General features: G+C 60.4%; 12 protein-coding genes. 6 read left to right on the forward strand and 6 right to left on the reverse strand.

Annotated features, from left to right (window positions below; translation table 11 throughout):
* Both DW943_RS02090 and DW943_RS02095 read left to right on the forward strand, forming a co-directional pair.
* Positions 1–3,140, forward strand: a 3,140-nt coding sequence (locus DW943_RS02090) for a DUF4430 domain-containing protein (RefSeq protein ID WP_199572730.1), incomplete at its 5' end; no start/stop codon positions are given.
* 9 nt (positions 3,141–3,149) lie between these two features.
* Positions 3,150–4,043, forward strand: a complete 894-nt coding sequence (locus DW943_RS02095; protein ID WP_233543571.1) for a DUF4430 domain-containing protein — start codon at positions 3,150–3,152, stop codon at positions 4,041–4,043.
* A 160-nt stretch (positions 4,044–4,203) separates the two neighbouring features.
* Here the strand turns inward: DW943_RS02095 and DW943_RS02100 are convergent, their stop codons facing one another.
* From DW943_RS02100 to DW943_RS02110, 3 genes are all read right to left on the reverse strand, one after another.
* The gene (locus DW943_RS02100) at positions 4,204–4,611 is read right to left on the reverse strand and encodes a GtrA family protein (RefSeq protein ID WP_022095123.1); all 408 of its coding nucleotides are present in this window, start codon (positions 4,609–4,611) and stop codon (positions 4,204–4,206) included.
* A 218-nt stretch (positions 4,612–4,829) separates the two neighbouring features.
* Entirely contained in the window at positions 4,830–5,225 is a 396-nt protein-coding gene (locus DW943_RS02105; protein WP_117862045.1) for a GtrA family protein, read from the reverse strand.
* 78 nt (positions 5,226–5,303) lie between these two features.
* Positions 5,304–7,220, reverse strand: a complete 1,917-nt coding sequence (locus DW943_RS02110; RefSeq protein WP_117862046.1) for a fructose-1,6-bisphosphatase — start codon at positions 7,218–7,220, stop codon at positions 5,304–5,306.
* 318 nt (positions 7,221–7,538) lie between these two features.
* Between DW943_RS02110 and DW943_RS02115 the strand changes: the two genes are divergently transcribed.
* The gene (locus DW943_RS02115) at positions 7,539–8,429 is read left to right on the forward strand and encodes a DegV family protein (protein ID WP_117639736.1); all 891 of its coding nucleotides are present in this window, start codon (positions 7,539–7,541) and stop codon (positions 8,427–8,429) included.
* 80 nt (positions 8,430–8,509) lie between these two features.
* On the opposite strand, the gene DW943_RS02120 is transcribed toward DW943_RS02115, so the two are convergent.
* Positions 8,510–9,601, reverse strand: a complete 1,092-nt coding sequence (locus DW943_RS02120; protein ID WP_117862047.1) for a hypothetical protein — start codon at positions 9,599–9,601, stop codon at positions 8,510–8,512.
* 190 nt (positions 9,602–9,791) lie between these two features.
* On the opposite strand from DW943_RS02120, the gene DW943_RS10430 reads away from it, so the two are divergent.
* The gene (locus DW943_RS10430) at positions 9,792–9,962 is read left to right on the forward strand and encodes a hypothetical protein (protein ID WP_158549278.1); all 171 of its coding nucleotides are present in this window, start codon (positions 9,792–9,794) and stop codon (positions 9,960–9,962) included.
* Between the two features lie 24 nt (positions 9,963–9,986).
* Here DW943_RS10430 and DW943_RS02125 read toward each other — a convergent pair whose 3' ends face one another.
* Together DW943_RS02125 and DW943_RS02130 are read right to left on the reverse strand one after the other, a co-directional pair.
* Complete coding sequence (locus tag DW943_RS02125) at positions 9,987–11,090, reverse strand: RsmB/NOP family class I SAM-dependent RNA methyltransferase (protein WP_117639732.1); 1,104 nt, start codon at positions 11,088–11,090, stop codon at positions 9,987–9,989.
* A gap of 37 nt (positions 11,091–11,127) precedes the next feature.
* Entirely contained in the window at positions 11,128–13,278 is a 2,151-nt protein-coding gene (locus DW943_RS02130) for a methionine--tRNA ligase (protein ID WP_089572112.1), read from the reverse strand.
* A 133-nt stretch (positions 13,279–13,411) separates the two neighbouring features.
* On the opposite strand from DW943_RS02130, the gene DW943_RS02135 reads away from it, so the two are divergent.
* Positions 13,412–13,981, forward strand: a complete 570-nt coding sequence (locus DW943_RS02135; protein ID WP_117564474.1) for a DUF3267 domain-containing protein — start codon at positions 13,412–13,414, stop codon at positions 13,979–13,981.
* A gap of 67 nt (positions 13,982–14,048) precedes the next feature.
* Positions 14,049–14,624 (forward strand): epoxyqueuosine reductase QueH, encoded by a 576-nt coding sequence (locus tag DW943_RS02140; protein WP_117564473.1) that lies wholly within the window; start codon positions 14,049–14,051, stop codon positions 14,622–14,624.
* Positions 14,625–14,670: the final 46 nt, after the last annotated feature.

A 14,670-nucleotide genomic window follows, 5' to 3' on the forward strand; every position in this document is an offset into this window, starting at 1 on the left:
TCAACTCGATCACGTCGCCCTTCGACGCGGGCCGCACGCTCGCCTACGACCCGGCGACCGGCGCGTACTGGCAGCTGTTCGTCAACGGCAGCGCCTCCGCGGTCGGCGCGGGCGGCTACACGCTCAAGGACGGCGACTCCGTCGTCTGGTGCTACTCGAAGTACGGTGACCCCGCGCCCGTCGTCAAGGTCTCTGCCACGTGCTCCGTCGTCGGCACCGACGCCGGGGGCGCCCAGCAGACCTGGGCCGCCGCGCAGCAGATCGCTCTGAAGGAGGGCTCGACCGCGGCCGACCTCTCCGAGCAGCTCTTCAAGCAGGCCGGCCTCAAAGCCGACTACGACCCCAACGGCTCCTGGGGCTGGGCGCTCAACTCGATCACGTCGCCCTTCGACGCGGGCCGCACGCTCGCCTACGACCCGGCGACCGGCGCGTACTGGCAGCTGTTCGTCAACGGCAGCGCCTCCGCGGTCGGCGCGGGCGGCTACACGCTCAAGGACGGCGACTCCGTCGTCTGGTACTACTCGAAGTACGGCGACCCCGCACCCGCCAATCAGATTTCCGTTAGCTGCACCGTTATCGGCCAGGACACCTCGGGTGCTCAGCAGACATGGGCGCAGCCCACGACAGCTTTGGTGGAAGAGGGCGCGACCGCTGCTGATCTTTCCGAGCAGGCCTTTAAAAAGGCCGGCATTGGCGCCAAAACGGGGAAAGGCACGTACGGCTGGTATCTCGAGTCGCTGACTTCACCGTTCAACAAGACCGTGACGCTTTCGAGCGAGAAAGTTAACGAAAACACTTGGAAATTCTGGCAGTTCTTCGTTAACGGTCAGGCGGCCAATGTCGGCGCGGGCAATTACACACTCAAGGCCGGGGACAAGGTTACCTGGGTCTATGGCTTTGATGGAACCATGCCCGGCCAGGTTTCCGTTTCAATGGAGATCATCGGTAAGAAGGATGAGAAGGCGCAGCGCTGGACCGATCCTTCGACGCAGGTGTTTGTCGAGGGCACGACGATCAAGGACGCTTCCGCTGCCTACTTCGATGCCATTGGCATTGAGTCCAAGATGTACGACCAATTTGGTTATTGGGGTGTTCATAGTCTTGTCTCCCCGCTTGATGGCACCGAGCTGTCGGGTGCATGGTCGTTCTTTGTCAACGGCGTTCCCGGGCCTCAGCTCGATAGCGATTACGTGCTCAAGTCGGGCGACAAAATCGTCTGGGCTTACGCCCCTGGCGACACCGTTCCTAATCCCGATGAAGTCGTAGTCGATCCGAGCGCTTCGCGCCCGACCGATTGGAAAGCCGACTGGAGTGGCAATTCCAATGCGGTGGTCAAGAACGTGTCCACACCTACGGGCGCGCTGGTAAGCTCTTGGACGTTCGATTGGAGGGCCTACTCGGGCGCCACGTATCCCAATGCGAGCGAGCCTATTGTCGTGAACGGCAACGTTTACCTTGCCGTGAACAAGCGTTTGCTTAAGATCGACGCCGAGTCGGGCAAGGTGCTTGCCGAGTCGAACCTTCAGACTGCGATTGGCTACACCACGCGTCCGATTTATACGAAAGGCTTGGTCATCGTCCCGCTTGACGGCGGTGCGGTCCAGGCTCTGACGGCCGATACGCTGACGACGGTTTGGGTCACTGACTCTGTGAGCAAATCTGCCCAGTCAAATTCCCAGTTGACGGTCGATGGCAACTATCTCTACGTTGGCACCGTTGATGTCGACTATGGAACGAGTACGTACAATAACGGTCATCTGACGCGTATTAATATACTGACCGGCGCTGTTTCTTGGCAGCATGTTAATGCTGATGAGGGCTACTACTGGACGAGCGCTACAGTGGGCGACGGCTATATTCTGGTTCCGACGAGTGCAGGTACCGTTGAGATGCTGAGCAAGTCGACGGGTGATGTGCTCGGCAGCGTTTCGGTTGGTGCCATCGTCAACTCCGGCTGTGTACTGTCCAAAGACGGCAAGCATGCCTATGTGATCTCGCGTGACGGCAAGCTCCACGTGCTGGCACTGTCGGACGCAAACGCAAGGGCCTCTTCGCGCATTTCCGAAGAACGCGTCATCGATCTTGGTCTTACGGGTTGTGCCTGCATGCCCACGCTGTATGGCAATAAGCTGATTGTCGGTGGCGAGGTTTCTGGCGGTTCGGCGCTGGCGATTGTCGACCTTGATAATGACTTTGCTACGACGTTGGTTTCGTCTGCCGATGGCTCCGTGCTTCCTGCCGGTGGCATCAAGGGCGCACCGCTCGTGAGTGTCCAGGCGGATGACACGTACGTTTATTTCACTGTCAACTATGGTGCGACTTCCGACTATGTGAACTACACCTCGGGCGGTGGCGTGTATCGCTACAAGATGGGTGACGCACAGGCGACCGGTGCGTTTAGCGCAGCGGGACACAACAATTACTGTGACTCGCCGATTGTCTGCGATGCCAAGGGTAGCCTCTACTACATCAACGATTCCGGCACGCTTTTCAAGCTGAGTGGTGGCGTTAAGGTCTCGTTTGAGACTGGCGAGGGTTCTAAGGTCGACTTCCAGACTACGGCCGACGGCAAGCTGGTCAAGCCGGCCGATCCGACGCGCGATGGCTACACTTTCGGCGGTTGGTTCACCGATGAGGCTTGCACGCAGGCGTATGACTTCAGTACGCCGGTGACGGCCGATCTGACGCTGTATGCCAAGTGGACCAAGAATGCTGTTAACCCTGGCGGCAATGGCGGTTCTGGCACTAATGGTGGCAACGGTGGCGCTGGCAACGGTTCTGGTGCTGGTGCCGGCACTGGCACGGGTTCCGGCTCCGGCTCTAAGGGCCAGCAGGCCGGCGGCGCTATCGCCCCGGGTCAGAAGCCGGTGACCAAGACGACGGTGTCGACCAAGACCGAGACCAAGGACAACAAGTCCGACAAGAAGGACACCGATAAGTCCGATAAGAAGGACAACAAGTCCGACAAGAAGTCCGATTCCAAGTCCGATACGGGTGCTGCTTCCACGACCACTGCTAAGAAGTCCTCTAGTGCCTCCGAGCAGGAGGCTGGCACCAACCCGCTCGCCATTGTTGGCGTTGCCGCCGGCGTCATCGGTCTCGCCATCGTCGGCGTGTTCGTGTTCACCAAACGTCGGTAGGTGAGGGCTGTGTCCAATAAATCCAAGGACGCTGACCCCAAGCAACCAGATTCCTCGTTCATTCAGTTCGACGATGCAAAGCAACAGGGCGCCGCTTCGGCGGCGTCCGCCCCTCGCCGCAAGGCGCTCCTCGGCGTTCTGACTGCCGCGTGCACCATTCTGATCGTCGTCTCGCTGGGTTTCGTCCATCCTTCCGCAAGCGGTGCCTGGTCCATCGACTGGATCATTCAGACCGTGACGGGGGAGAGCGTCGTCGCGAAGGACGCCAAGGGGTCTGACTCGACTACGACTTCGGGCGAGGCCAGTTCCAAGGATTCCAAGTCATCGAATGACGCAAAAGATGAGTCCAAGCACTCTGATGAGTCCAAGTCCAAGGACGATTCCGGGTCTTCAAACAAGGAATCGGACAAGAACTCGGATAACAAGAAGTCCGAGGACCAGGACGGCAAGAAGTCTGGCGATAAATCCGCTGCCCAAAATACGGGAGCCGGTGATACTTCCAATGCGTCTGGCGGTGGACAGTCGTCTGATGGAGCCTCATCCTCTAATGGTGGAAACGCCTCCTCGGGCGGCCAGAGCGGCTCGCAGGAGTCCAGCTACGTAACAGTGACGGTTTCGGTCACATCGAGCGCTGTGGGCAATCCTGTGTCTTCTGGTGGCACCTTTACCTTTAACGAAGGCGCTACCGTCTATGATGCCCTGTGCGCGCTGGGCCTTTCCGTTAACGCACATGGCTCGTCGTACGGCACGTATGTCTCCGCGATTGGTGGTTTGGCCGAGAAACAGTACGGTGGCACGAGCGGCTGGATGTACTCCGTCAACGGCACAACGCCCATGACGGCCTGCGGTAACTACGTTCTCTCCAATGGCGACAACGTGGTCTGGTATTACGTTACAGGCTAGGGACCTCGACATAGTGCGCCAGACGGGCGGTTCGGACAAACATCCGGGCCGCCCGTTTTTCATGCGAATGGGACTGGGTCGCCGGGTCTCTCGGCAAACAAAAAAACCGGTTGGAACGGGAATTCCAACCGGTTATACATTCAAGCAAATAGCGAATCGACTACGACCGTGCGCCCTCGAGGAAGAAGCGGCGGCTGAAGTAGTTGTACCAGGTGACGAGGAACGTGGCGATGGCCTTCATGGCTTGGTAGCCGATGCTCAAAAACGTGACGCCCACAAACATGTATAGGTCGTTGAGGCCCAGGCCGATCACCGACAGGATGGTGAAGATCGTGAACTCGCGCTTGCGGCTCATGCCCTCGCGATGGTCGAACACGTACTTCATGCTGAGCCAGTAGTTGACCACGACGGACGTGATGAACGAGACCGTGGTGCTCATCAAAAAGTCGAGGTGGAACAGCTCGACGAGCGCAATGAGCATACCCCAGTCGATGCCAAAGGAGATAAGGCCCACGACAGCGAACTTGAGGAACTGCTTAGTATGAGGTTGTGCCAGTGCCTTGCGCACGTAATCACATCCAATGCGTTGATGAATCGAGCAGAGGATACTTTAGAGCTTTTGCAAGGGAAACGTAAGGTCTTTGCCAAGAACTATACGAACTCGCCAAATTATCAAGTGCTAATCCGCAAACGTTGAAAATTTGCCCGTAAACGAGCAAAGCCCACGAACGACACAGCGCTCGACGTGCGTCATCCGTGGGCATCGTAAAGCTGTAAGGTTGCGAGTTACTTGGTCTCGTCGCCCTCCAGGAAGATCTTTCGGGTCACAAAGTTGTAGACCATGACAAGCGCGGTGGCGCAAATCTTGGCGATATTGGCTTCGAGCCCCAGACCGGCGTTGAGCGCCAGCACGATACCGTCGTTGAGCACCAAACCAATCATGGACAGCACGACAAAGATAATGAACTCGCGGCGGCGGCTCATGCCCTCCTTGTGCGCAAACACGTACTTCATGCTGGCGACGTAATTAAAGATGAGTGAGACGATAAAGCCGCTGGTGTTGGCGATTAGGATGTTGAGGCCCAGACCGTAGTGGAGGAGATTCATAATGCCAAAGTCGATGACCGTGGCAATGACGCCGACGACGCCAAACTTCATGATCTGCGCAAGGAGCTTTTGCATGGTACCTGCCTTATGGTGGCGCCGGGGCGCCGCGGGGATGACAAACTCAGCAAGTTTAGCCAATCCCCACGGGTGGTGCTAGGCGCGCTCCTCGATAGCACCGTTTCTATATGCATCGAGCAGCTGGCGCAGGTCCTGGATCTGGCTGCGGATCTTGGCACCGGAATCGGTGTCGCTCACCATGCGGCGACGGTCGGCCTCGTCAAAGCGGTTGGTCTCGCTTTCGATGTCCACGTTGCGCGTGAGTGCCTCGGCAACCGTCGTAAAGGCCCGGTGCGACTTGAGGCGGCAGCCGCGCGAGCTCGAGATGAGCGTATAGCCGGCGATACCCGTCTTGGGATGGTAAGCGCGGCAGAAGCCGCCATCGATGACCAGCAGTTTGCCCTCGGCGCGGATGGGCTGCTCGCCCTTGGTGGTTTTAACGGGCGTGTGGCCGTTGATGATGTGGCCGGTCGGTGAACATGCCATGGGCACGACGCCAAACTCGCGCATGATGTCATCGCAGACCGAGGGCGACTTGGTAAGCGTAAAGTACGGGTCCATCGGCTCGACCCAGGTGCTCTTATCGGCGATATAGGCGCGCTCAAAGGTACGCACCAGGCGTCCGCTGGCGGGTGAGTTAAAGCCAATCCACAGGTACCACATCCAGTCGAGGGCGTCGCGGTCGCACACGCGCCAGGCGCGGCGGGCGATGTGGTCGCAAAAATCGAGATAATCGCGGCCAGCGTGCCAGGTGCCCAGGCAGTTCATGCTGCTAAAGGTGCCGTCTTCGTTGAGCGGCACGCAGCCATGGAACAGCAGGTTGCCGTTGGCGACCTTGTACATCGAGCCGTGGGAATAGAGGAAATCGATATGGCGATGCAGGTGATCGGCGGTGACAAACTCGGACACGAGCTTGTCGATGATGTGCTGCTCCTGAGATGTGAGCGTATAGGGGTCCGTCGGGTCGACGGTGGGGAAGTCGTTGGTCGTGAGCGGCCACACGCTGCCGTCGGCGAGCGTGACCGTGCCGGTGTCGTGGTCGATCTTGTCGAGTAACAGGCGGTCGGTCATATCGAACTCGGGGTGGCGCTGGATAATCTGGCCCTCGAGCTTAAAGAGCAGCACGTTGATGGCCTTGATCAGCGGGGTGATGGGCTCACCGTCGGTGTAGGTGGCATCGGCAAAGGCGACAAGCTCACGCAGCGAGATGCCGTAGTCGTTCTCCAGGATCTCGTAGTTGTCGTAGCGTAGGTTGTTGCGCAGCACCGTGGCGATGCAGGCGGGCTCGCCGGCAGCGGCGCCCATCCACAGCAGGTCGTGGTTGCCCCACTGGATGTCGAGCGAATGGTAGGTGAGCAGGCGGTCCATAATCTTGGCCGCGCCGCCGCCGCGGTCGAAGATGTCGCCCACCAGGTGCAGGTGGTCGACGGCCAGGCGCTTGATGAGCGAGGCAAGCGACTCGATAAAGTCGTCGGCGCTGGCGGTCTCCAGAATGGACTCCACGATGCGCTCGTGATAGCGCACGCGATAGTTGTTCTCGTCCGGATGCGTGTGCAGCAGCTCGTCGATGATGTAGGCGTAATCGCGCGGGATGGCCTTACGCACCTTGGAGCGCGTATAGCGGCTCGAAAGCGAGCGGGCGACCATGATGAGCTGGTCAAGCATCGTCCTGTACCAGGTGGGCGAGTCTTCGCGCCGGCTGCGGACCAGGTCGATCTTCTCGCGCGGGTAGTAGATGAGCGTGCACAGCTCGCCCTTTTCGTCAAAGGAAAGCGTGTCGCCAAAAATCTCGTCGACATGTTCGCGCACGACGCCCGAGCAGTTGTTGAGGATGTGCATAAAGGCTTCGTACTCGCCATGCACGTCGCTCATAAAATGCTCGGTGCCTTTGGGCAGGTTGAGAATGGCCGAGAGATTGATAATCTCGGTAAACGCGGATTGCTCGGTGGGAAATTGTCTCGACAGCAGACGCAGATACTTGAAGTCTTGCGGATTGCGATCGAATGCGACCATGAAACACCTTCCGATGGAGCTGGTAAAACTGATAAACAGCGTCAAACGTTTATCAGTATGCGCCGCTTTTGTTTCGATTGGGGATGGGAGGTCGAATTGTTGGCCGAACGGTTTGGTAAATCGATTTAGTTGAGGTAGATATGGCGGTTGGGTGGAGACGTAGGGTCGCTTTTACAGACGTATGCCTCCGGGATCGATAGAGATGATGACGGTAAAGATGTTCACCACCTTTGGCTCTATTTGGTAAATAGTGGACATTTGTACCGTATTTATGCTTGCTGTGCGATAATTTTTATAACTATACGTAAGGAGCCTCATATGAGTGATTTTGTCCTGACCTGTGAATCCGCCGCCGATCGAACTCGGGAGTTCTTTGAATCGCGCAATATCCCTGTCGTGTGTTTTCATTACGAGATCGACGATGTTGTCTATGCGGACGATCTGTATCAGTCGATTACGCCGGACGAGTTTTTTGCCCAGATATCCGCGGGCGCCATGCCCAAGACGTCTCAGGTGAGCGTGGGTGAGTACGAGGAGTTTTGGGAGCCGCTTGTTGCCGAGGGCAAAGACGTGCTGCACCTGACGTTGTCGTCGGGTATTTCGGGCACGTATGGATCGGCCTGCGTTGCGGCGCAGATGCTCGCGGATCGCTATCCCCAGGGCGGCAAGGTGCGCGTCATCGATTCGCTGGCAGCGTCTTCGGGCTTTGGCCTGCTGGCGGAATGTGCCGCCGACGTGCGCGATAGCGGGGCTTCACTCGACGAGACGGCCGCTTGGATCGAGGAGCATAAGCTCAACCTGCACCACTGGTTCTTCTCGACCGATCTGTCGAGCTACCTGCGCGGCGGTCGCATTTCGGCTGCGAGCGCGATCATCGGCACGGCGCTTAAGATTTGCCCACTTATGACGGTCGATTGCGACGGCAAGCTGTCGCCACGTGAGAAGATTCGCACTAAGAAGCGCGCGATTTCCGAGATGGCTAAGACCATGATGGCACACGTGCAGGACGGTGCGGATTATTCGGGTAAGTGCATCATGTCGCACTCGGCGTGCCGCGAGGATGCCGAAGCAGTTGCGGCGCTGATTGAGGAACAGGTTCCGCAGCTTAAAGGCAAGATTGAGATCAATAACATCGGTACTCTGATTGGCTCGCATACCGGACCTGGTACGGTGGCGCTCTTCTTTATGGGCGACAAGCGCGTGGATTAATTTGCCCCATCACATCGCTGCATGATTGCTCAAACGAAAACGGCCCGCCTCACGTTTGTGGGGCGGGCCAAGATGTTTTGCTAGCGTTTCTTTCCTCGGAAGAAAAAGCCGTGCAGTGAGGGCTTGAGCCCGCGGTTGGCGCGACGCTCCTCGACGCGCTCGTGGATCGAAGCGACGCGCTCGATGACCTCGTCGGGAATCGGCACGTCGGGATTCATGTTCTCGACCTGGCTGACTTCGGCGGCGGCGACCTGGTCGATAATGGGCACATCGTCGCGCGAGATAACGGGCGTGGCGTCTTCCTTCATCTTGCGATAACGCTGCATCATGTCGGTCTGTAGCTGCTGTGCCGAAGGCGGCGTCCAGATGATGGCGTTGGCGCCGGCGGCGATGGTCTCGCGGATGCTCTCGGGCGTCTTGCCGCCCGGCGCGATGAGCGGCAGGTTGGGATAGTGCTCGCGCAGTTCACGCAGGACCTGCGGCGTGTTTTTGCCAGCGGCGATGTTAAGAATCTTGGCGCCGGCGCGCACCTTTGCGTGAGCATCGTCGTCGCAACGTACGACCGTGGCGATGACGGGGATGTCGGCGATGTTGGTGATGTGCTCGACCATCTCGGCGGTGGCGGGGGAGTTGACCACACAGCCCGCCGCGCCCTGCATCTCGGAGACGGCTGCCATCTGAACGGAGCGCTTACCGGTCGTAGTTCCGCCGCCCACGCCTACAAAGACCGGGCACTCGGCGACGGTCAACAGTGCCTGCGTAATGGCCGGCTGCGGCGTGAAGGGGTAAACGGCAAAGACGGCATCGGCGTTGGAGTTGCGGATAACCGCGACATCGGTGGTGTAAATGAACGACTTGATGCGGCGGCCGAAGAGCGTGAAGCCGCTGGCCTCCTCGATCTCGTCGGGCATGCGAAGGGCAGCCTTGCGCAGACGTCCGTCGATGGGCAGGGGCTCCATAGGGAGCAGGCCGTTGGGCGTGACGGCTACCTGGGGCTCGGTGAACTCGTCTGCGAGCTCGACCTCGGAGAAATCGACCGAGGCGACGATGTCTTCGTGAACCTCGGCGGGCACATCGATGGGAGCTTGGTCGTTTGCCGCGGCAGGCGTGTCGAAGGAGCTGGTGCCGACGAAGGCGTCGACGCGCTCGTTTAGATCGTTGAGGGTATCCATGGAGGCTCGATTCTATGTGATGACGGCCGGCAGGGTACCGGCAGCGTTGTGCTTGCTAAATCGTTTGACGAGTTGATTTTTCCCCGCCGCGTCCTCCGTTAGACCGAAGGGCGGCGAACGTGAAGGAGCTGTGGTGGCGGGGATCGAGGTGCTATCTTGAAAGTCCCGTTTAAAAGAGAGGTGACGCGGTATGGAATTGACAGCAATGTTGGGCTCGATTGGCCTGTGTGTGGGCGCAATCGTTGCCGCCGCGGTCATCTACTTTGTGGTCACGGCCATTAAGGGCAAAAGGGTCGAACGCAAGGAGCGCGCGATGCTTAAACAGCATCGCGACCAGCAGGGCAAACGCGCACAGAGATAGCTTGTTGAGTTTTGGATCCGTGCGCTAGCTGCGTTTTCGGATCAGGGCAATGTAGAAGCCCTCAAAGTCGCGGCTAGGCGGAATGGTCAGCGTGCCGGGCATACCGTTGGCGACGGACGAGACGTGGCTGGCGGCGATGGCCTCGGTGAGGGCGTTGCACTCGATGCGTGGCTCTTCGCCAACTTCCTGAGCACGGCGCGTTTCACTTTCGCTCGGCGTGCCGTCGAGGGGGATAAGCTCGCAATCCATGTGCTTGTCGAGGGCCTCTTGCAGGGCGTCCTCGTTTTCCTGCGGCAAGATCGAACAAGTCGAATAGACGAGCGTGCCGCCCGGTTTAAGGGCTCCCATGGCGCGGTCCAGAAGTGCTCGCTGCGAGCGGGCACACTTGCTCAGCAGCTGCTCGGTCAGGCCGCGCAGGCTTTTCTCGTTGCCGCTGATGACGGTGCCCGTGCCGGTGCAGGGGGCGTCGAGCAGGATGCGGTCAAAGCGGAAGAACTCGTCGAGCTCGCGTGCGTCGATGCGCATGACGGGCACGTTTTTTGCGCCTTGGCGGTGGAGGTTGGCTTCGAGCTTCTCGGCGCGGGGAATGCTCATCTCGCAGGCGGTAAGGTGCGCCTGCCCCTGCGTGAGGGCGGCGATCTGCGTCGTCTTGCCACCGGGGGCTGCGCACATGTCCAGGATGTCCTCGCCTGCCTGTGCGCCCAGGACCAGCGGCGGCATCATGGACGACAGACTTTGCAAGTAGATCTTGCCGTCGCGGTAGATGTCGAGGTCCCACAGGTCGGAAACCTGGGCCTCGGGCAGGATGAAAGCGTCCGGGTACCAGGCGACGGTTTGGTGGGCGATGCCGGCTGCGTCGAGCGCGGCGGCGATGTCCTCGGCGGTCGCCTTGAGCGTGTTGGCGCGCAGCGTGACCGGGCGTGTGACCGCGGCGCCGAAGCCCTTGATCATGAGCTCGGCATCGGCGGGCGCATAGGCGCCGGCGACCGTGTCGACCATAAAGCGCGGCAGATCGGCGGCGGAGTGTTGGGCGGCAAGCTGGTCGGAAAGCTCGGTGGCGGCAAACTGCCTGAGCTTGAGCTCGGCCTTGACCTGCTTTTTCTGCTTACGACGACGCGGCTTGGACATCCGTCTTTCCTTCCCATTCCATTACATGTCGAGTGTTTTAGTACTGGCTCTCGTGCTTGCTGAAGAAGTCGAAGCGCGGGGGTAGCGGCTTCACGCGGTGCTCGCCGGGCTTCTCGCCCAGGCTCTCCACAAACTCATCCGTGGAGGCGAAGATGTTATCCCAGCTAAAGAAGGCGACCGGGTCAACGTCGAAGTACTCGCAGATGAGCTCGCAGCCGGCAGGGACGATGCCGTGCATGAGCACGGTCGCCACGCGCAGCTCGGTAAAGGCGTCGACGAGGGCCTGCGTCATTGCGGCGTTTGCCGGCTCGCCCTCGAGCTTGTTGGCGGCCTTAGAGGCGTCGCTCCAGCGCTTGTTGGCGGCACGCAGGTAGTCGTCGCACACGGCGAGCGCGCGGTGCGTCTCGAACTTGTACATGGCTTGCTCAAAGGCGAGAGCTGCCTGCTCGGCGGCTTCGACCACGGTGTCAGAAGCGGCACCGGCGGGGATGCAGCCGTTGCGGTAGGGGCTCTCGTCGCCCTCCTTGACGGCGACGCCGTAGAAGCAGCTGCGGGCCAGACGGTTGAACACGCCGGTCAAAAGGGCGCTCTCCTTAAGGGCCGGATCGATGACGCGCTTGTCGTCGCAGGCGCGCACCTCGTTGCCGTCCTTGTCCTTGCCAGTCACACGCGTGTCGTATGCCTTGGGGCTAAAGCTCACTGGCTTCTCGGACAGGCCGAGCGACAGCCAGTGAGCGCGCATCTGCTCGCAGGTGTAGTGGTTGAGCAGGTCGTCTGCCGGCGGGGGAGGCGTCTGCGAGGACGAGCTGGCCTTTTTGCCCATGTAGAGCAGGTGGTAGCAGGCGCTGACGGTGCTCTGCGTAAGGTCCCAACCCAGGGCCTCCCACATGGCGGTTTGCGCGATGCAGTAGAAATAGATGTTGTCCTGACCGATGAACTGGTAGATCTGCGCGTCGTCAGAGCACCACCAGTCGCGCCAGTCGAGCGAGCTGTGCTGGTAGGTGGGCGCGGGGACCTGCGTGGAATCGGCGGCGGGCTCGCCCATGAGGGCGGCATCCTGGGCGGCGACGCCCTCGGTCACGCCGGCGGCCTTGGCATCGCGTGCGAGCACGGTGCGAGTGTAGCTGATGGGCGCCCACAGGCTCTCGGGCCAGCACCAGCAGGTGACGTCGGTCACGCCGTCGACCTCGGGCACCGGAACGCCCCAGTCGATGTTGCCGGTGATGCGGAAGGGCACGAGCGCCTTGCCGCTGCGGAAGCGCACGCCGCCGTTGGCGAGCACCGCGTGGGCGTCGTCGCGCTCCTTCCAGCTGGGGAAGGTGACGGTAAAGCTGCTCTTGTTGCCCTCGGGCTCCAGCACGGTGTGCTCGGGGAGCTGGTCCTCGACGGCATCGAAGGCCTCGCGGAACTTGTTCTGGATGTAGAGCTGAGCCGGCAGCAGCCACTCCTCCATGGTCTTGGAGACCACGGAGCGAACCTGCGGGTTCTGGGCGAGCTTGGCGGTATAGGTCTTCATAAAGTCGAGGTAGGCCGGCAGATCAAAGTAGAGATTGTCGACCGGGCGCAGCTCGGGCACCTCGCCGGTGAGCTGGCTCTTGGGCGCGATGAGCTCCTCGGGCTCAAACTGGTGGCCCAGATCGCACTCGTCGGCATAAGCCTTCTCGGACTTGCAGCCCTGGATGGGGCAGCGGCCGATGACCTGGCGGCCGTTGAGGAACGTGCCGGCCTTGGCATCGTAGAACTGCAGCGTGGAGCGCTTGGAGATGGTGCCCTGCTCGTGCAGACGCTCGATAATCTCCGCGGTCACCTCGTTGTGAATCTGCGCAGCCGGCTCAAGGCCCGAGCCGCCGTAGATGTCACAGCTGATGTTGTAGTTGTTGAGGGTCGCGGCCTGGCGGGAGTGATTGGACTCGACATACTCGCCGATGGACTTATCGTAGCCTTCATTCTCCTTGAGCTTGCGGTAGCTCTCCATGATGGGCGAGCCGTAGCAGTCGGTGCCCGAGGTGAAGATGACGTTCTCGCGGCCCAGGCGGTCGCGAAGGAAGCGGGCAAAGAAGTCGGCCGGGACAAAGACGCCGCCGACGTGGCCAAAGTGCAGGCCTTTGTTGCCGTAAGGCTCGCCGGCGGTAACGATGGCGCGGCGCGGCCAGCTGGGACGGTCGTTCATGGAGTATTTGGATGCCATGGGACTCCTTCGCATATAGGTAAGAGCGCGGCCGGGCACGGGGTTCGGCGGCGCGGTGGTCAATTCGTGCATATCGTTCGACATTATCGCACATGCGGGCGGGTGCGTGGCAGGGGCGCTATCCTAAGATGCTATGAATGAGATTTCCAACATACATGCGTTTGAGGACGAGGATTTTCTACACGCTTGCTTCGTGTGGGGGATGGCCGTGATCGCGGTGTTTGCCGTGTGCCTGGTGCCGGTGTTTATGCTGTTGGGCGGGCCTGCGGACTTGGACGCGGCTGAGGCGGGCGGCTGGATGGCTGTCGTGGGCTGGATAGTCGGCTTGGCTGCGGTCTCAATGGCATCGTTTGCCGTGCACGAGCTGGTGCATGCGGTGTTTTTTAAGCTGCTGGCGCCTGCGGGCGCGCAGGTGACCTTTGGGGCGAATCGCGAGACGGCGATGATCTATGCCTGCGCCGAGGGCGTTGTGTATTCGCGCCGGCGGTACATGGCGGTTTGCCTGGCGCCGACGGTTGTTGTGACGACAGCATTTGCCCTGGGGTTTGCGTTCTCGGACTATCCGCTGCTGTGCTACCTGGCGGCTGGTCTGCACTTGTCGGGCTGTGTGGGTGATTGGTATTACGTGCGGACCATTCTGCGCGACCGCCGTATCGTCGCCTGCGAGGATACGTCCTTTGGCGTGCGCTTTTTCGCAAAGTAGTCTTTTTGGGACGGGGCTATTTTAGCTGCCATGATGTCGGTGTGAGTTTTCTGGGACGGGGATGTCGATGAAGTCGTTGTTGCTGCATGCGTGCTGTGCACCATGCTCGCTTGAGCCGGTTCGCCTGCTGCGCGAGGAGGGGTTTGAGCCCACGATTTGCTGGACCAATCCCAATATTCAACCGCGCGATGAATGGCGGCGGCGTCTGGACGAGCTGCGCCGGTGGTGTGCCGATGGCGACATCGAGCTCATCGAGGCGGGGGAGGACCGCGAGCGCTGGGAGGCCGGCGTGGCCCCGCTGGGTGCCGATCGGCCCCGTCGCTGTCGCTCGTGCTATGCCTTGCGCTTGGCCGAGGCATGCCGCGTTGCCCAGGAGCGCAGGTTTGAATATGTGGGTACGACGCTCGCCGTCTCGCCGTATCAGCTGTTCGACACCTGCAATGACGTGCTTGAGCGTTTGGCGGCCGCCCATGGGCTCACCCCGGTGATTCGCGATTTTCGCCCGTATTATCCCGAGGCTACGCGCCGTTCGCGCGAACTGGGCATGTATCGACAGAACTACTGCGGCTGCCGCTTTTCTGCTGTCGAGGCGGCCATGGACCGCGCCCGCATCCGCGACGAGCGCAAAGCCGCCAAAAAGTAGTTCGTTTGGGACGTCAGCCTGCTAGGATGTAGAGCGGACTTTAGCT

The organism is Collinsella sp. AM44-11 (assembly GCF_003467145.1).
Classification (GTDB): domain Bacteria; phylum Actinomycetota; class Coriobacteriia; order Coriobacteriales; family Coriobacteriaceae; genus Collinsella.